Genomic DNA, 18,405 nt, shown 5'->3' on the forward strand with positions numbered 1-18,405 from the left:
TATATTTAATACGCGATACCCAATCCCCAATCCCCAATCCCTTTAGAGGTGTCATGGCTTATGAGATGAGAAAAAAAAGAGCGATCGCAGTTGATTTGTTCGCTGGCGCAGGCGGTATGACTCTTGGCTTTGAACAAGCTGGTTTTGACGTGTTAGCGTCTGTGGAAATTGACCCCATCCACTGTGCAACACATGAATTTAACTTCCCATATTGCTCAATATTATGTAAAAGCGTTGTGGATACAACCGGAGAAGAAATTAGGAGTCGGTCTAAAATTGGCGATCGTGAAATTGATGTGGTCATTTGTGGCTCACCATGTCAAGGATTTTCTCTAATTGGTAAACGGGTTATTGACGATCCACGAAACTCTTTGGTCTTTCACTTTCATCGGCTGGTTTTGGAGCTAAAACCGAAATTTTTTGTGATGGAAAATGTCCGGGGAATCACAGTTGGCGAACATAAACAAATCCTCCAATCTTTAATTAAGGAGTTTGAAATTTACGGATATAAAGTACAACAAAACTACCAAATTCTCAACGCTGCAAATTATGGAGTACCACAGTCACGTGAGAGATTATTCCTCATAGGTGCAAGGGAAGATGTAGAGTTACCGAAATATCCTCAACCGATTACTAAACAAGCATTACCCAATAATTTAACTTCTAAAAAAATATCTAGTATCCCATTGAGTCCTACAGTATGGGATGCAATTAAAGATTTACCTGAAATAGAAAAGTATCCTGAGTTAATAACAAGAGACTGGGTTCTAGGAGAATATGAAAAGCCTAGTAACTATGCTCGTGTACTTCGTGGTCTGAAATGCTTAAACGATGATTATTCTTATAAACGTGAATACGATCTACGAATACTTTCTTCCAGTTTAAGAACAAAACATTCTGTGGAAACCATTAAACGTTTTCAGGAGACTCAACAAGGCGAGAGAGAAAAAACTAGTCGTTTTTATAAGCTGCATCCTGCTGGTGTCTGCAATACTTTAAGAGCCGGGACAGATAGGTATAGGGGTTCTTTCACATCTCCTAGACCAATTCATCCATTTACGCCTCGTTGTATCACAGTTAGGGAAGCGGCGAGATTACATTCTTACCCCGATTGGTTTAGATTTCATGTAACCAAATGGCACGGATTTCGTCAAGTTGGTAACTCTGTACCACCGCTACTAGCAAAGGCTGTGGCGACAGAAATTATTCGCAGTTTGAATGTTTCGCCTTTTAAGCCGAGTTTGCGATACAAGTTGGGAGAGGAAAAGCTACTACAGTTTAATATATCGCAAGCGGCACAATATTATCAGCAGTATAACAAGTCGATCGAGTAGAGGCAATTTATAAATTGCCTCTGAGTGCATGTAATTTTACGTAAATCCTATGAAGCTTAAAAAACCCTGCCTTCTCTATCAAAACCTGGTTATTAAATAATTTTTAATTTATTTCTGAATAGTACAACAGGGCAATAAAGGCTTGTTTACAACTTCTTTAATTTCTACTGAATTCAACAAATCTTCCCAATATTTCTGAACTTCGGGATCGTTAGGACGTTGGCGGCGTAAATTAGCTAAAGTTCTTAAAGCATCTTCCCAAAATCCAGCCGTTGCAAATAGAACTGCACGATCCAAGTCTGTATTTGGTTGGTTTAGCTCAACAGATAGGTTTTCATCTTGCGATCGCACTATTGTACCTTCTACATAAGAGTCTTTATCGCGGTTGCCGGTATCACAAATCATTGAAAAAGTCCAATTATACTCTTTACCGATTTGTAAGGATGGCTGATTCGCAGGTATATTTACACTAACAATACCATTTTGGCCAACAGGTTTGAAAGTTCCCTTATACAATGGGTCGGAGCTATCATCATCCCGCACAACAAATTCTAATGCTTGCACTGTTGTAGAAGTTTGAGGAATATAGAAAAATAATGTGGGACGCTCTGCTGTGGTTCGTTGAGCTTCCTTATCTGTTGGTGTCAGGGGAATGATATTTTGTCCAGTTTGAAAGCAACTTCCTCGTGTTCCTGCTGACCTTACCCTACCAGGTCTACCGGGAACGAAGGCAATACGATTTTTACCACGTTGAATGTAACTTGTAACATTTCTAATTGCAGCAGTAGCATACCTATCTCCAGGACGTAGCCGCTCTGCTTGCTGAAAATTCAATAAAGCTTTTCGATAGTTTCTCCGTCTAGTTTCGTTATAACCAAGCTGCATATATTGTGTATAAGCAGATTTTGCTTGTGCGAGTTCATAAACCGACTCTGTTGCCAAAACCTGATTAGTAATCACAGGCTCAAAGGGGAGAAATGCTAAAGCCGCAAGCAGATAGCTTGCCCAAAATCTATGTTTCATGATGTCTATTTCCACTTGTAGTACATTGCTTGGGTATATATAATACAATACTTAAGCTTGACAGTTGGCAAGACTTTATGTACCAGTTTGTAGAAATGCTGAGGTAGCCTTCTGACTTTTTACCGAAAAATTGGGTTTAAAGCCCCGTCGATTTATCGCTGGGAGTGTCAAACGAAGATTCCGACTTATTTTAAGCTGTTGCGTATTTAATTTGTATATGCGATGCGCTCATGTTGCCCGCACTACAATAATTTTACGTTTTCGTACTATACAATTTAGATGCACATCAGCTTAGGACTAGCCCTTTGAAGGTAATCTCTAAAATCTTTGCTTTTCTCTGTGCCTCTGCGGTTTAAAGAGGAATTATTAGCCCTTGTAGAGACGTAGCAGTGCTGCGTCTCTACATTATTTTTCATCAAATGTCTAATGAGGTACAGCTAATTTTGTATCAGCTACTTGGGCGTTATCAACAACAATTTGGCGGAATGAATCGCCTTCAATTGTTTCCTCTTCTATTAACAAATCTACTAAACGCTCCAAAACTATGCGGTTTTCTTCCAACAGTTCTTTTGCTCTGATGTAGGAATTGTTGACAATTCCGCGTACCTGTGAGTCAATTTTGGCGGCAATTTCTTCAGAATAGTCTGATTTATTCATCCAGTCGCGTCCTAAAAATACCTCTCCACTCTGATTTTCTAGGGACAATGGGCCTAATTCTGACATGCCAAAGCGTGTCACCATCTGCCGCGCCATCCCTGTCACCTGTTGTAAGTCGTTACTTGCACCTGTGGTAACTTCTGGCTTACCAAAAACAATTTCCTCGGCGGCACGACCACCCAGGGTAGCAGTAATTCTGGATTTGAGTTGGGAACGGGAAATCAACCCTTGTTCTTCGTTAGGAGTAAACCACGTTAATCCCAATGCTTGTCCGCGTGGAATGAGTGTAACTTTCTGCACAGGGTCATGGTCTTTGAGTAATGTGCCCACTAAAGCATGTCCAACTTCATGATAGGCAATCAAGCGCTTGCTCTTGCTGTCTACCAATGCAGTACCTTCCATACCTGCAACGACTCTATCCACAGCCGCATCAATTTCTAAAAGGGTGACAGCTTCTTTCCGTCTCCTCGCAGTCAGAATGGCAGCTTCATTGAGTAAGTTGGCTAAGTCTGCGCCGGTAAAACCAGGAGTGCGACGAGCGATCGCTTCTAATGATACGCTAGGGTCAATTTTCTTATTCCGCGCATGAACTTTCAAAATTTCCAGTCGCCCTTTGAGATCCGGTGCATCTACCATCACTTGTCTGTCAAAGCGTCCTGGTCTGAGTAGCGCTGCATCTAGTACATCTGGGCGGTTAGTAGCGGCAATAATAATGATACCTGTGTTACCTTCAAAACCGTCCATTTCGGTGAGCAGCTGGTTGAGAGTTTGTTCGCGCTCGTCGTTACCGCCACCGATACCAGCGCCCCGTTGTCTACCTACTGCGTCAATTTCATCGATAAATATTAGACATGGAGCATTATCTTTGGCTTTCTTGAAGAGGTCACGGACGCGAGATGCACCCACACCAACGAACATTTCCACAAATTCCGAACCGGAAATACTGAAGAATGGGACACCTGCTTCACCTGCGATCGCTTTTGCTAGTAAAGTTTTACCAGTACCAGGAGGGCCAATTAACAGTACTCCTTTGGGAATCCGTGCGCCTACAGCCGTAAATCTTTCTGGCTGTTTCAAGAAAGTAACAACTTCTTCAAGGTCTTCTTTCGCTTCTTCAACCCCGGCTACATCTTCAAATTTCACTCCGGTTTTCGCCTCCATTTGAAAGCGAGCTTTGGATTTGCCGAAATTCATCGCTTGGCTAGAAGCATTAGTAGAGCGTCGGAGGAACAATAGCATTAAAGCCACTAGTGGCAAAATCCACATGAGATTAATCAACAGCCCAACAGCAGCTCGACTGTTAGCAGAGGAAACCTCGCCAAACTCAACATTCTTATCTTTGAGTATGTTAATTAACTCTGTGTTTTGTGCCAGAAGTCTCACCTGTTGCGGTGGCGTATTCTCCTTTTGCCCTTTGAGATAAACCCTAGCTACCTGTTCGGTTTCGTCAAGCTCTACTTTTTGAACTTCTCCCGCCTTCGCTTTCTTGAGCAAATCACCATAGTTTAGAGAGGTACTAGGGGTAGAGGTACTATCTGCTTTTTGTGCCAAGACGGGGGTACTCCCGAAAATTCCTGGTAACATAATCAAGCTAGCTGCGATTGCACCAACCCAAGCAACGCGCTTTGATGACTGCCTTTTTACCAATGCTTTTTTTCCCAAATTTGTCATAATAATTACCCTTTGTCTGCTGGCACAAATTGAGCTATGGTTTTATGCCTATTCTTCTACCAAAAATTGTAATAACTGGAAATTACACTTTTCTTATCTAGTCTAACTTCCAGATAAGGGACTGGGGACTGGGGATTGGGGATTTGAAAATAGAAACACAAGGTTAGAGGACAAATGGATAAGGGACTGGGGACTGGGGATTGGGGATTTGAAAATAGAAACACAAGGTTAGAGGACAAATGGATAGTTCTTTCCTTTGCTCATTTGCTCATTACCCAGTCCTCAGTCCCCAGTCCCCTTGATATCAATTTGACACATTCCGATACAAATCGCTAAGATAAACATAGTCATAACGATTCCGCCTTTTAAGAAATCTGATGATAGTGGCTAGTTAATAGTTTGTAGGTTAATTATGGTAAGAATTATTGGCATTGGTGGTAGTTTAAGACCAAACTCCTATACGCAGCTTGCTTTACAAGTAGCAGTGCAAAGGGTAGAAGCCATTGGTGCAGAGGTAGAAATTCTTGATTTAAGACAGTTGCAGTTACCGTTTTGCACTGGCGCAAAGGAGTATCCAGAGTACCCAGACGTTAAGCGGTTGCAAGATACAGTCAGTCACGCCGATGGATTAATTTTAGCAACACCTGAGTATCACGGTGGGGTTAGTGGTGTCCTGAAAAATGCTCTAGATTTGATGAGCTTTGAGCAACTGTCTGATAAAGTTACAGGACTAATCAGCGTATTGGGCGGTCAGTCCAATAGTAACGCTTTAAATGAACTACGGTTAATTGTCCGATGGGTTCATGGTTGGGTGATTCCAGAGCAGATTGCCATCGGACAAGCTTGGGGTGCATTCAGTCCTGAAGGCAAGCTAGTAGATGAGAAACTCTCCCAAAGATTCGATCAATTTGCTCAGAGTTTAGTTGATAACACTCGCAAGCTGCGGAGTGTGAATTAGTTAGTAGGGTGGGCAAAGCTTTGCCCACCTTACTAAACTTAATGATGGTGGTGATGGTGATGGCGATCGCCAGCGAGTTGGGGATTAACTGCCAAAGCTTGCTCTGACAACAACTCTGCAATATGAGTATCAGCCCATTGCGCCACCATCGCTAAAAATTCTGGGCGATCGTTAACGCAAGCCATTTGCACGTAGTTCGTACCAGGATGCTGTTTCTCTAAAGCATGGATGATATGGTGTACATCCAATAAAGTTTCGTGGTTTTCTGTGGCAAAGCCAATTGGCATAAATATCACCACTTTTGCACCTAGTTGAATCAGGTTATTTGCCGCTTGCTCTGCATTTGGCTGTGTCCAATCAATTAAGGGGGTGTCATGATTGAGCCAACCTACCGAGATTAACGGATAACGATTTATCAACTTATCTCGAACCAAATCGTACATTGCTTCACTTTCGGCAATCCCAGAAGTAAAGCCTTTAGCTTTATGGGGACAGCCATGATTCATTAACACAATACCGATTTGAGAAGGTAGATAAGCTGCGCCTAACTCAGCAATTTTTTCCTCAACTAGATGAGCCATCAAATCGATGTAAGCTGGTTCGTTGAAGAAAGAAGGAATGTAACGCTGTGCTTTAATCCAGTGTTCCTCACCATCAGTTAACTCAACGAGGGCATTGTTAACTTGCTCGATCGCAATCCCACTGGTAAAGATAGAATCAACAACCAGCAACGGATAGATTAGCAGCTTCTCAAAGCCTTGGTTTTTAATTTCTGCTAAAACTTGATTGGGTAAGAAAGGGGCGCAAAAGTTAAAAGCTTTGAAAACTTGAACATTCTCACCCCATTTTTCTTGTAAATGCTTCTCAATCCCAGCCCGTTGCTGTTCAAAGATGGCATTGTGTGGGGAGATAAAATCGTGGTGTGTGTGTCCCCACTCGTGGCGGTCAAATAGCGCCAAAAGCTTTGCCAGTGGCGGATAAATCCAGGTTGGTACTGGTGCGAATTTTGCTGTCAGTAGATTTAAAGCCTGTTCGTTATAGTTGGCGAAATCTTCGTAGCTTTCGACTTCGCCGTAGCCCATAAGCAGTACGGCTACACGGTCTTTACCTGATAGATGCTCGTGGGTGTGTTGTACTTTTTCCGGCGTGGCAACCACAATTAGTTCCTCAATATAACCAGAGTGCAGAGAAATATAAAGTTAGGGAATAGTTTGCACATTTTCCCTACTTGTAACTTATTATCCCATCCAGGGGGATAGGATAGGTGGGAAAATCAAGATAATACATCAAAAGACATACAAGACTTACACACAGATAGCGGAAAATCTTTCGCGTAGCGTGCCGGAGGCATACCACAGAGACACAGAGGACAAGGAGAAATAAGAGTTTGAGAGGTATTTTGCGTAAGTCCTCACATACAAAACTTACGTGGGGTATTGAGTATGCAAAATTGAATCAATACATTATCTTCTGCCATATCGCTAGAATAGCGAAAGCGGTTAAGCTGCCGAAAAGCTGCGTTTTCAGTGAAATTAATTTGGTACAGTTTTTTGCGAACGGATAATGATCCTGCTTTATCCTAAAACTGATTTTTGCGAGTATAGTTATTACTCTTTTTCATAAATCATCTGGTTTTAATCCTGTTTTTTTAGCGATACGAGCAAGCATTTTCGAGCCAATTTCATCACTATCCCGAAATGCAAATACGTAATCATCCCAACCTTCTCGCTCTAAAATTTTATGCGATCCTGTTTGTCGTTTAACGCACCATCCAATTTTCTCTAGTGCAGCTAACACTTTTCTGGCTTTTGTTGATGACCACTGACTCATATTACTATCCTTTATGCTGCAACAAAGGTGAGAGTGGTTAACCCTAAGCGAATTTCTCCATGTTCCAGTTTGTCAGCAATCACTCGCAAAGCTAAAGCTTGCACATTGGATATTGCTTGTTGTTGAGTCGAAGCATACACTAAAACACCCGGTATTTCTGAGATTTCTGCAATCCAACGACCGTCTTCTTCTTGTTCAACTTCAATAGTCAAGTGAGTAGATATTGAACTTTGCATTATATCGACTCCATTCTTTTGTATTCATAAAAATATTAATACTCGACACATGATAACTTATCCATGCGATCGCTCTTCACAAACCATATAGCGGAAATGCGATCGCACTACTCTACTCTCAGGCTAAACCCTCTTTTGCTGCCATACTGCGATCGTGCCATCCCTATAACTACTCATTAAAACTTCTCCATTACCACTGAAATTAAGCGAGGTAATATGATTTAAGGTTTGTTGAAGGATACAAATCTCGCTGCCAGTTTTTATATCCCAAAGTTTGATGTTAAAGATGAGTATAATTATTTGCCCTGGAATTCATCAGCCAGAATTAACAGAAAGCTTTAAAGTCGGATTATTAGATATGGTTGCTGATGGCGCGATCGCCTACAACTCCGCAAATATACTGATTTATCCCGGTAAAGATGTTTTAGTTTTATCAGCTTTGCACATTTTGCAGTTCTTGCGCGTTAGCGTAGCTCACCGCAGGTATCGCTCGATCAACTCTCTACAATCGCCAATTATATTTATTAGCTTTAGTGCTGGCGTAGTTGGAGCGATCGGGGCAGCACATTTGTGGCAACTCTTGGGTGGTTCTGTCAAAGCATTTATTGCTATAGATGGATGGGGAGTACCACTACAGGGTAATTTTCCGATTCATCGCATGAGTCATGATTATTTTACTCATTGGAGTTCTAGTTTGCTGGGTAGTGGGCAGAATAACTTTTATGCTCAACCAGCAGTCGATCATTTATCTATGTGGAAATGTCTGACAAAAAGCCGCTCTGCATCTACCCTCCAAACTGTACAAGGCTGGTGGGTAGATTCATTAATTGAAATTTATCCACCCAAAGGTTATCTGACAGCAGCTGAGTTTTTGCTTATGCTGTTAAAGCGCTATGAAGCAAATTAGTCCGGACAATAGAATTATGAGTTAGGAGTTAGGAGTGGTGAAGGGAAAAGGTTACAGGTGATAGCGTACAGGGGACAGTCAAGAAAAACTATGCCCAATGTCCCATACCCAATGCCCAATGCCCAATGCCCAATGCCCAATGCCCAATGCCCAATGCCCCATCTACCCAAATAAAGTATCGAATGTTTCCAACTGAACCGGCTGCTGTTAATAACGGGTTTGGCGCACTGCTAAAAAACCGTGGTTTTATGCTTCTGTGGATTGGGCAAATAGTCTCCCAGTTAGCAGATAAAGTCTTTTTTTTAATGTTGGTCGATCTGGTAGTAGACAAAAACAGTATCTACCTTCCTCCTTTGGGAGTAGCGAAAGAATCGATGTACCCCATTTTGATGGTAGCGTTTACCATCCCAGCAGTTTTATTTGGTTCGGCAGGAGGTGTATTTGTCGATCGCATACCAAAAAAGCTAATTATGGTAGGCTCTGATATCTTACGCGGATTATTAGTCATCGGACTTGCCTTTTTACCAAGGAATTTCCATATACTTTTTCTCATTACCTTTGGGGTTTCCACCATTACCCAATTTTTTGCCCCAGCCGAACAAGCTGCAATTCCTTTACTGGTGCGGCGAGAGGGTTTAATCGCAGCCAATGCGCTGTTTACTAGCACAATGATGGGTGCTTTAATAGTCGGTTTTTTGTTAGGAGATCCGCTGCTGAGTTTGGCTGAAACTGGTATAGCTAAAGAGTATGGTCCAGAGTTAGTAGTGGCGTTGTTATACCTGTTATCGGCTGTAATTATGCTACCGATTCACTTTCGGGAAAAAAAATCAGCGAGTGAAGCTCAAGGCGATCGCATCGATCTTTGGGCTGACTTTAAAGAAGGCTTACGCTACCTGAAGAAAAACCGTTTGGTATTAAATGCGATGCTGCAAACTACAGTTTTATACTGTGTCTTTGCAGCTTTAATGGTACTTGCGCTTCCCTTAGCAGAAAAGTTTGGTTTACAGGGCAAACAATCTGGACGCTTTATTGCCGCAGTTGGAATCGGTATAGTCATTGGTGCGGGCATTTTGGGTCATTTGGGCGATAAAACACATCACAAACCTTTACCTTTGATCGGCTTTTTAGGTATGGCGATGATTTTAGCTTTGGTTCCCTTTACCAATAGTCAAGGAGTAGCAATCGGATTATGTATTTTATTGGGTGTGAGTGGTTCCCTAATTGGTGTACCAATGCAAACTCTAATTCAACAGCAGACTCCACCAATTATGCATGGTAAGGTCTTTGGCTTTCAAAATCATGCCGTTAACATCGCCCTTTCTGCACCACTGGCGATTACAGGCTGGTTAAATCAAGAGTTTGGCTTGCGAATTGTCCTGATCGCAATGAGTCTCGTGGTTGCAGTTGTCGGTGTTTGGACTTGGAGAAATACCCGCAATGTCTTGCAAGACGTACTTTAACTAATGTAGGCTAATAATCTAGATTTATATTTAATATAAAAATTAATCAGATTTTGATTGAAGTTTTCAATTAAAATGAAATCTTAACTACAGAAATTCAGCATTAACTTTAGCTATAGTCTGAGGTTTGACCGTGCGTTCACAAAGTGTCTCCGCAGGAGAATCACTCTCCCAAATTAGTCTCCCACAAACTGAGAATCACAAACAGTGTCGTCCTTATAACCCGCCAGTCCTGCCCAAACGTGCATCTGGCGGTTTTGCCCTGCTTGACAGCCTTCATCGCCACGGCGTTGATTACATTTTTGGTTATCCTGGTGGGGCAATTCTCCCAATTTACGACGACCTGTATAAGGTGGAAGCAACTGGTGCTATGAAGCACATTCTCGTGAGACACGAACAAGGCGCAGCCCACGCCGCAGACGGTTACGCCCGTGCTACTGGGAAGGTAGGAGTATGCTTTGGTACTTCTGGCCCAGGAGCAACTAACTTGGTGACAGGAATCGCCACCGCCTACATGGATTCAATCCCGATGATTGTGGTTACAGGGCAGGTAGCGCGTCCGTCCATTGGGACAGATGCCTTTCAGGAAACCGATATTTACGGGATTACACTACCCATCGTCAAGCACTCCTATGTAGTGCGTGACCCCAAAGATATGGCGCGAATTGTCGCCGAAGCGTTCCACATCGCTAGTACTGGGCGACCGGGGCCAGTTTTGATTGATGTCCCCAAGGATGTAGCTTTAGAAGAATTTGACTATGTACCTGTAAAACCAGGTTCAGTCAAATTACGCGGTTATCGTCCCACGGTGAAGGGAAATCCCCGGCAAATTAATGCCGCGATTCAGTTGATTGCTGAAAGTCGCCGTCCGCTATTGTATGTCGGTGGTGGCGCGATCGCATCTGGTGCCCATGAAGAAGTCAAAGAACTTGCGGAATTATTCAACATCCCTGTCACTACAACCTTAATGGGGATCGGTGCATTTGACGAACATCATCCCTTAGCTTTGGGAATGTTGGGGATGCACGGCACTGCTTACGCTAACTTCGCCGTTAGTGATTGTGACTTGTTAATTTGCGTCGGCGCGAGATTTGACGATCGCGTTACAGGCAAGTTAGACGAATTCGCCTCCCGCGCTAAAGTAATTCATATAGACATCGATCCGGCAGAAGTCGGCAAAAACCGCGTTCCTGAAGTGCCCATCGTCGGCGATGTGCGGAACGTATTAGTAGACTTGTTGCGTCGCTGCAAAGAAACAGGCGTTAAAGCCACACCTAATCAAAACCAAGAGTGGTTAAATTTAGTAAATCGTTGGCGCGAAGAATATCCTCTAATAGTGCCGCACCATCCCGACAGCATTTCGCCCCAAGAAGTAATTGTAGAAGTCAGTAGCCAAGCACCCCACGCTTTCTACACCACAGATGTCGGACAACATCAAATGTGGGCAGCCCAATTCCTCAAGAACGGCCCAAGGCGCTGGATTTCTAGCGCTGGTCTGGGGACAATGGGTTTTGGCTTACCTGCGGCAATGGGTGCTAAAGTAGCGTTTCCTGATGAAGAAGTGATTTGTATCAGTGGCGATGCCAGTTTCCAAATGTGTTTGCAGGAATTAGGAACCCTTGCACAGTATGGAATAAATGTCAAGACAATAATTATCAATAACGGCTGGCAAGGGATGGTGCGCCAGTGGCAACAAGCCTTCTATGGTGAGCGTTATTCATGCTCAAATATGGAAGTAGGGATGCCAGACGTAGAGTTATTGGCAAAAGCTTACGGCATTAAGGGTATGATAATTAGCGATCGCAGTGAATTAAAAGATGCGATCGCCGAAATGCTGGCACACAAAGGGCCAGTTATCTTAAATGTCCACGTCACCAGAGACGAAAACTGCTATCCAATGGTAGTCCCTGGCAAGAGCAACGCTCAAATGGTTGGCTTACAGAAGCAAGTGCCGAAAGCAGCAGCAGAGCCAGTGTATTGTAGCAACTGCAACGCCAAAAATGCTCCTACCCACAACTTCTGTGCTGAGTGTGGGACAAAGCTGTAACACTTTTTGAGAATTAAACTGTTTTTATACGCAGAGGGATATCTCTCTGCGTATTTTTCATGAACAAATATTCATATCAATGTATTTTTCTGCATTCTTTTGGGAATCCTAAATTTTAGGAAGCATCAGAAACCGCAAGGTATTACTTCCTGAAATATCACGTAACTTTTACAGGATAATTATGTCTCAACGCAAATTGCCCAAAGGACGTAGTGTTAGTTCAGTTGCTCTGGAACCAGAAGTTGCGATCGCAATTATTGGACTGTTTTCCGCCGCTGCTGACGGTGAAGGTATTTCTTCAACAGAAGAATATGCTTTAAGTGAATTTCTCAGTCAGGTTGGCTTATTTGAAGATTACTCTGACGAAGACTTTGAAGAATTGACCGAAAAAGTCGTCAACTTGATTGAAGAAGAAGATTCAGAAGATTTAATCGCCCAGTCCATCGAATCCTTGCCCAATAGAGGTTATCGGGAAGCTGCATACATCGCAGCTATCTTAGTGGTGGGGATTGACGAAGAAGTACCTGAAAGTGAGCAAGATTATATCTCTGAGCTTCAGGAAGCCTTAAAGATTTCAGACGAGCGGGCACAAGAACTTATAGACGGAGTGTTCGGGGAAGAAGAAGAGGAAGACGAAGAGGAATAAGATTTTCTCTGGTCGAACTGACGTTAAAAAGATGCCACACAAAGGTATTATCATCAAGTAGTTTTACTAACTATGTGATGACTAGAAAAATTTCTCTTGGCTTGATGCTGCTGTTTCTAGGTACTCAAATTGGTGTTACCCAGCCAGCAGCTAAAGCACAAACCCCAGTTGCACCAACAACTACCACAAAATCAATTTGCTCTACCCAATTGGGAACAGCTATAGATGCTGTAATCAATCGTCCTTTATTTAGTCGGGTGCGCTGGGGAATTTTGGTACAACCTCTGTCAGCGGGGTCAACTCTTTATAGTCGGGATGCTCAGAAATATTTTATTCCCGCATCTAACCTCAAGTTGCTGACAACAGCAGCTGCATTGCAAGAATTGGGTGCTAATTTTCGGATTCGCACCTCTATTTATCAAAATGGCAATGGTGTTTTACGTGTTGTTGGTAGGGGAGATCCCAGTTTAAGTGATACTCAACTGCAAACATTAGCACAGCAGCTAAAACAGAAGGGTATTACTCAAATCCAGCGATTGATAGCTGATGATAGTTATATTCAAGGTGATATTGTTAACCCCACCTGGCAATGGGAAGATGTGCAGTCAGACTATGGCGCACCAGTCAGTAGCTTTATTCTAAATCAAAATATTTTTAGTTTAAAACTTGTACCGCAGGCTGTAGGTAAATCTTTACAAGTGGTGTGGATCGATCCTGGTGAGGCAAAACAGTGGCGGACAATTAATCAGTCAGTAACAGTTCCACAAAATCAATCAACCTACGTCAACGTTACCCGTGAATTATCAGGAATAGCATTACGAATTCAAGGACAACTAACAACAAATTCTGAACCGTCTTTAATAGATTTGCCTGTAGTTGACCCTAATTATTACTTCTTACGGCGCTTCCGTGCTGCTTTGGCAACAGAAAAAATTGCTTTGGGGCAAACATTAGTCGTAACTGGTGGTTTTCATCAAGAGGAAATAGCATTTGTAGACTCGCCACCTTTATCTGAATTATTAATGGAAACTCTTCAGAATAGTAATAATCTTTATGCTGAGGCACTACTGAGAGCATTAGCTGGGGAAAAACCTAGAGTGAAAACTAAGACTAGCGCTGATGTCGGTTTAGAAGTTGTCAAAGCAAATTTAACTCGATTGGGAGTTGATCCAACAAATTATATTTTAGTAGATGGTTCGGGTTTATCACGTCGGGACTTAGTGACACCAGAAGCTTTTGTACAAACTTTGCGAGGAATGGCAAGAACACCAGCAGGATATGTGTATCGCGCATCTTTACCTATGGCGGGTAAAAGTGGAACCTTGAAAAACCGTTTTGAAAACACATCTGCTGAGGGGATTGTGCAAGCAAAAACGGGTACGTTAACGGGTGTTGTTTCTCTATCTGGATATATGAATGCGCCTAAATATGAGCCGTTAGTTTTTAGTATTATTGTGAATCAATCAGAGCAGCCTGCTACTGTTGTGCGCCAAGCTATTGATGAGATTGTTGTCTTATTAACGCAATTGCGGCGTTGTTAAGAAGTGTTTAAAGATTTAATAAGAAGGGAGTACTCATTGCTGTTACTCCCTTTTTTTGCGTAAAATAAATCACATATTTTTAATCTATAGGATGCATCTAAAATGGGAATTGAATTAAACCAAGATGTCGAGCGCACATTAAATTCGACTGCGAGTTTTGCCCTTCAATGAAACCTTGCATTCCCACGGCTTTAATCTGTAGAAATGTCAATAATTCGGAGTCCCATGATGACTAAATCGCATTCAATGCTGTCAATTTCGGCAACTTTAGGTAAATGTCCCCAATGTTGAAAACCAAATGTTTCAAAAAGTTTTAAACTGGGCTGATTGTGGGCAAAAATGAAGCATAGTAGGGTATTTAAACCCAAACTAGGGCTTTCGCTAATTGCTTGTGCTAATAGTTGTCGTCCCAAACCACACCGATGAAAGTGAGGGGCTATATAAATACTAATTTCGGCAGTCGTATTATAGGCGGGCCGCCCATAAAAGGATTGAAAACTAAGCCATCCAGCAATTACTCCCTCTACTTCGATAACCCAAAGTGGGCGTTGTGAAGGCGATCGCCCCTTAAACCAAAGAAGGCGACTTTCCACAGATATTGGCTCTAAATCAGCAGTTGCTATGCGGCTAGGAATTGCAGCATTATAAATTGCCACAATTGCAGGCAAGTCAGTTTCAGTCGCATGGCGAATAGTCATTGCTAGCGTCTCGGAGAAAATCTTGAGAAAATATTCAAAAATAATACAGCGTTACGGAAGCCGCAACACACTCTTGTATCTGAGAAGAAGTGGTATTGTCGCGTCGCTTGGATAGCAACCATAGTTTCTCCGGTTTTTCCAGCCTCTCATCGGCAGATATCGAATGGCACTAAGTTAAGCTGAATGGTAGGCAGCGTAAGGATTGCAGAGGGGCAGGGGTGCAGAGGGGAATTTCTAAATATCTGAACGCAATTGCCTAAAATTTCTTCTTTCTCCCCTGCTCCTCTGCACCCCTGCTGCCTCAACGATTTTCCCTTTTCTTAGTGCCATTCGGCAGATATCAAAGCATTCCAAATATTTGAACAAAGTTTAGAAACAGAACTACAACAAGCTAAGACACATAAATCACAAATCTGATAGCTTAACGTTGACCACTAATGTTACATCTAGTATCGTTGAGCGGGGAAAAACCAACGTGAAAGCACAGGTATTTAGAGGCGTTAATCAACTGTCTTACGAAGATATCCCAGTTCCAAGCCTAGAACCAGATGAAGTGCTGGTACAGGTGCGGGTTGTGGGGTTGTGTCAGTCAGATATTAAGAAAATTCGTTATCCACTGTATGAACCGCCACGCATTTTTGGACATGAAACTGCCGGTACGATCGCAGCGTTAGGTAATAATGTCAAAGGTTGGCAAGTTGGACAACGGGTAGCAGTGATGCACCACATCCCTTGTATGCGTTGCGCCTACTGTCTAAATGATAATTTTTCTATGTGCGATGTCTACAAAAACATCTCCACAACCGCAGGCTTTAACGCCAGTGGCGGCGGTTTTGCTGATTATGTTAAGGTTCCAGGACATATTGTGGAAAACGGTGGGTTGATTCCCATCCCAGATAACATCAGTTTTGAAGAAGCGAGTTTTGTAGAACCAACTAACTGCTGCTTGAAAGCTGTGAAAAAAGCTCAAATTGCTCCAGGACAAACTGTATTAGTTACTGGTGCTGGGCCAATTGGGTTAATGTTTATCATGTTGGTAAAGTATTTCGGAGCAAAAGCGATCGCTACCGATTTGCTACCCTCTAGAATTGAAAAAGCTTTGAGTGTCGGTGCAGAGGCGGCTTTTGATGCCCGTGATGCGGATTTACTAGCCAAAATCCATGCCCTAACTGGCGGACTTGGTGTTGATGTCACCCTGCTAGCTGTTCCTAGCGAGAAAGCCTTCTTTCAAGCACTCGATTGTACCCGCAAAGGTGGCAAAATCTTGTTTTTCGCCGAATTCCCTGATGAGGTGGAAATTCCCATCAACCCCAATCTTCTCTACCGCCGGGAAGTTGACTTAATCGGTAGTTATAGCTCATCGTATCGGCTTCAGAGTCTATCGGCTGATATTGTATTTAATCAGCGAATTGACGTGCAAGCGTTGATAAGCGATCGCTATCCATTAAAAGATTTATCAACAGCTGTCGAGCAAGCGATCGCACCCACACCGGATACTTACAAAATCCTAATTTATCCGTAAAATAACTTAGACATGGGGATGCATGGAAATTATTCTCCACGTCCTCGCGTCTTGTTTCCTTATCTTCCCATTAGCCCAAACAAAATGCTTATTACCCTACTTTTGGTCGCTCTACTAGCTTTCTACGTCGCTTGGAATCTGGGAGCAAACGATGTTGCTAACGCGATGGGAACCTCCGTCGGTTCCAAAGCTGTAACCTTAAAACAGGCATTAATTATTGCTGGGGTATTAGAGTTTACGGGTGCTGTATTGTTTGGGCATGAGGTAACGGAAACTCTCGCAACGAAAATTGCCAATCCCGCTTTATTCGCAGCTACACCCCAAATATTCGTTATTGGGATGGTAACGGTACTAATTTCTTGTGGTGTGTGGTTGCAAATTGCCACATCACGAGGTTTACCAGTCTCATCTTCCCATGCCGTTGTTGGTGCGATCGCTGGATTTAGTTGGGTAGCTTTGGGAGTAGGTGCAATTGATTGGCCGTCAATTGGCTTAATTAGCATTGGCTGGGTTTTAACGCCATTAATTAGTGGTGCGATCGCTGCTTTATTTTACAGTCTAATCAAGCACTGGATTTTGGATCAACCCAATCAAGTAGTGCAGTTACAAGAATGGATTCCCTGGTTGAGTACTGCGCTGCTAGGTGTATTCGGCGTGATTGTATTGCCATCGCTAACTGAACCGCTAACCAATTTTGTGATTGAGCAAGTTGGTTTTACGATCCCTGCTTACGACATCCCACTATTAATGGGTGCAGTAGCAGCAGTTGGACTCACAATCATTAGTTGGCGACAATTAGAAGATTTGGGAAAAACAGAAAAGTCTACCCAATCCCCAATCCCCAGTTCCCATTACCCCTTATCCCCAGAGGGGGCCCCACCTTCCCCAATCCCCAATCCCGTAGAAAGATTATTCGGACGATTCCAACTGCTGAGTGCTTGCTTTGTAGCCTTTGCTCATGGTTCTAATGATGTGGGAAATGCGATCGCTCCTTTAGCTGCGATCGTCTACATCAATCGCACTGGTAGCGTACCTATAGATGGTATAACTATCCCCCTTTGGATTTTAATCCTTGGTGGTGCTGGTATTGTTGGTGGTTTAGCTGTTTGGGGTAAAAAAGTCATCGCCACTATTGGCGAAAACATTATTGCCTTGGAACCTAGTAGTGGATTTTGTGCAGAACTTGCTACTGCTACCACCATCCTCATCGCCTCCCGGCTAGGTTTACCAGTCTCCACTTCCCATGCTCTCGTCGGCGGTGTAGTTGGTATTGGACTAGTGCAAAATATCAAGTCGATAAAGTTTGAAACACTAAAAGGCATTGCTGCCGCATGGCTAATTACAATCCCTGTGAGTGCTTTACTTAGCGCTGCCATCTTTAGCATCGCCCAAATTTTATTCCGCTAAGAATTATTAATATTTTTCTAAGTTTTTTGTCTGCTAAATCTACTCAAAGTACAACCTAGACTGCAACAACGCCAAAAAAGCGTGTTTTTGCAGAACTGCTGCTCATTCTATTAGAATGTTGTGCAGGGGATAGCGTAACTTTGAATTTCCACAGAAAGATACTTTAATCTCCATTTAGAGATATAAACTGTCACACAAGTTACATTCCACAGAAATTTACAAATTTCCGCCTAAGCCACGCATCTGCATGGTAAAAAACAATAAATATTTATTTGGAGTGAGATTTATAAAGTAAAAATCTCATTGGCAAATAATTGATGTAAACTAAACCGATCAAAAACCAAAAAGGTGTCATTTCAAGCTAATTACAGCCATACCGACAATCCAAAATCGTTCGATTGAGAGAAGTTGTTTGCGTAGCGTTCCGCAGGAAAGTCCAAAATCGAATGGCTAAATACTTATCAATGC

General features: G+C 42.6%; 16 protein-coding genes. 9 read left to right on the plus strand and 7 right to left on the minus strand.

Annotated features, from left to right (window positions below):
* Window positions 1–65: 65 nt before the first annotated feature.
* Complete coding sequence (locus CDG79_RS01100; RefSeq protein WP_223277966.1) at window positions 66–1,334, plus strand: DNA cytosine methyltransferase; 1,269 nt, start codon at window positions 66–68, stop codon at window positions 1,332–1,334.
* A gap of 108 nt (window positions 1,335–1,442) precedes the next feature.
* On the opposite strand, the gene CDG79_RS01105 is transcribed toward CDG79_RS01100, so the two are convergent.
* The gene (locus CDG79_RS01105; RefSeq protein ID WP_223277967.1) at window positions 1,443–2,357 is read right to left on the minus strand and encodes a DUF928 domain-containing protein; all 915 of its coding nucleotides are present in this window, start codon (window positions 2,355–2,357) and stop codon (window positions 1,443–1,445) included.
* Window positions 2,358–2,780: 423 nt separating this feature from the next.
* Window positions 2,781–4,685 carry an ATP-dependent zinc metalloprotease FtsH gene (gene ftsH / locus CDG79_RS01110; protein ID WP_094339773.1) on the minus strand — a complete coding sequence of 635 codons (1,905 nt, stop codon included), beginning with the start codon at window positions 4,683–4,685 and terminating at the stop codon, window positions 2,781–2,783.
* Window positions 4,686–5,097: 412 nt separating this feature from the next.
* Between ftsH and CDG79_RS01115 the strand changes: the two genes are divergently transcribed.
* Entirely contained in the window at window positions 5,098–5,643 is a 546-nt protein-coding gene (locus tag CDG79_RS01115) for an NADPH-dependent FMN reductase (RefSeq protein ID WP_094339775.1), read from the plus strand.
* Between the two features lie 38 nt (window positions 5,644–5,681).
* On the opposite strand, the gene CDG79_RS01120 is transcribed toward CDG79_RS01115, so the two are convergent.
* From CDG79_RS01120 to CDG79_RS45340, 4 genes are all read right to left on the minus strand, one after another.
* Window positions 5,682–6,800 carry a ferrochelatase gene (locus CDG79_RS01120; protein ID WP_094339778.1) on the minus strand — a complete coding sequence of 373 codons (1,119 nt, stop codon included), beginning with the start codon at window positions 6,798–6,800 and terminating at the stop codon, window positions 5,682–5,684.
* 460 nt (window positions 6,801–7,260) lie between these two features.
* On the minus strand, window positions 7,261–7,473 hold the full coding sequence (locus CDG79_RS01125) for a type II toxin-antitoxin system HicA family toxin (RefSeq protein WP_094339781.1): 213 nt from the start codon (window positions 7,471–7,473) through the stop codon (window positions 7,261–7,263).
* A gap of 11 nt (window positions 7,474–7,484) precedes the next feature.
* Complete coding sequence (locus CDG79_RS01130; protein WP_094339783.1) at window positions 7,485–7,709, minus strand: type II toxin-antitoxin system HicB family antitoxin; 225 nt, start codon at window positions 7,707–7,709, stop codon at window positions 7,485–7,487.
* A gap of 123 nt (window positions 7,710–7,832) precedes the next feature.
* A complete protein-coding gene (locus CDG79_RS45340) occupies window positions 7,833–8,021 on the minus strand; it encodes a WD40 repeat domain-containing protein (protein WP_442946157.1) in 189 nt (62 codons plus the stop codon).
* On the opposite strand from CDG79_RS45340, the gene CDG79_RS01135 reads away from it, so the two are divergent.
* The 5 genes from CDG79_RS01135 (at window position 7,996) to dacB (ending at window position 14,310) form a co-directional block, all read left to right on the plus strand.
* On the plus strand, window positions 7,996–8,616 hold the full coding sequence (locus CDG79_RS01135; protein ID WP_094339940.1) for a hypothetical protein: 621 nt from the start codon (window positions 7,996–7,998) through the stop codon (window positions 8,614–8,616). The two genes, CDG79_RS45340 and CDG79_RS01135, sit on opposite strands and share 26 nt — an antisense overlap.
* A gap of 182 nt (window positions 8,617–8,798) precedes the next feature.
* A complete protein-coding gene (locus tag CDG79_RS01140) occupies window positions 8,799–10,076 on the plus strand; it encodes an MFS transporter (protein WP_094339785.1) in 1,278 nt (425 codons plus the stop codon).
* 133 nt (window positions 10,077–10,209) lie between these two features.
* Window positions 10,210–12,123, plus strand: a complete 1,914-nt coding sequence (ilvB, locus tag CDG79_RS01145) for a biosynthetic-type acetolactate synthase large subunit (RefSeq protein ID WP_094339787.1) — start codon at window positions 10,210–10,212, stop codon at window positions 12,121–12,123.
* 181 nt (window positions 12,124–12,304) lie between these two features.
* Window positions 12,305–12,769, plus strand: a complete 465-nt coding sequence (locus CDG79_RS01150) for a tellurite resistance TerB family protein (RefSeq protein WP_094339789.1) — start codon at window positions 12,305–12,307, stop codon at window positions 12,767–12,769.
* A 77-nt stretch (window positions 12,770–12,846) separates the two neighbouring features.
* Window positions 12,847–14,310 (plus strand): D-alanyl-D-alanine carboxypeptidase/D-alanyl-D-alanine endopeptidase, encoded by a 1,464-nt coding sequence (dacB, locus tag CDG79_RS01155; protein WP_094339791.1) that lies wholly within the window; start codon window positions 12,847–12,849, stop codon window positions 14,308–14,310.
* A gap of 191 nt (window positions 14,311–14,501) precedes the next feature.
* On the opposite strand, the gene CDG79_RS01160 is transcribed toward dacB, so the two are convergent.
* Window positions 14,502–15,008, minus strand: a complete 507-nt coding sequence (locus CDG79_RS01160) for a GNAT family N-acetyltransferase (RefSeq protein WP_094339794.1) — start codon at window positions 15,006–15,008, stop codon at window positions 14,502–14,504.
* Between the two features lie 475 nt (window positions 15,009–15,483).
* Here CDG79_RS01160 and CDG79_RS01165 point away from each other — a divergent pair, with 475 nt between their 5' ends.
* Both CDG79_RS01165 and CDG79_RS01170 read left to right on the plus strand, forming a co-directional pair.
* Window positions 15,484–16,530, plus strand: a complete 1,047-nt coding sequence (locus tag CDG79_RS01165) for a zinc-dependent dehydrogenase (RefSeq protein WP_094339797.1) — start codon at window positions 15,484–15,486, stop codon at window positions 16,528–16,530.
* An 84-nt stretch (window positions 16,531–16,614) separates the two neighbouring features.
* Window positions 16,615–17,937, plus strand: a complete 1,323-nt coding sequence (locus tag CDG79_RS01170) for an inorganic phosphate transporter (protein WP_094339942.1) — start codon at window positions 16,615–16,617, stop codon at window positions 17,935–17,937.
* Window positions 17,938–18,405 lie beyond the last annotated feature (468 nt).

The sequence above is a fragment of the Nostoc sp. 'Peltigera membranacea cyanobiont' 232 genome, from assembly GCF_002245985.1.
Lineage (GTDB): Bacteria > Cyanobacteriota > Cyanobacteriia > Cyanobacteriales > Nostocaceae > Nostoc.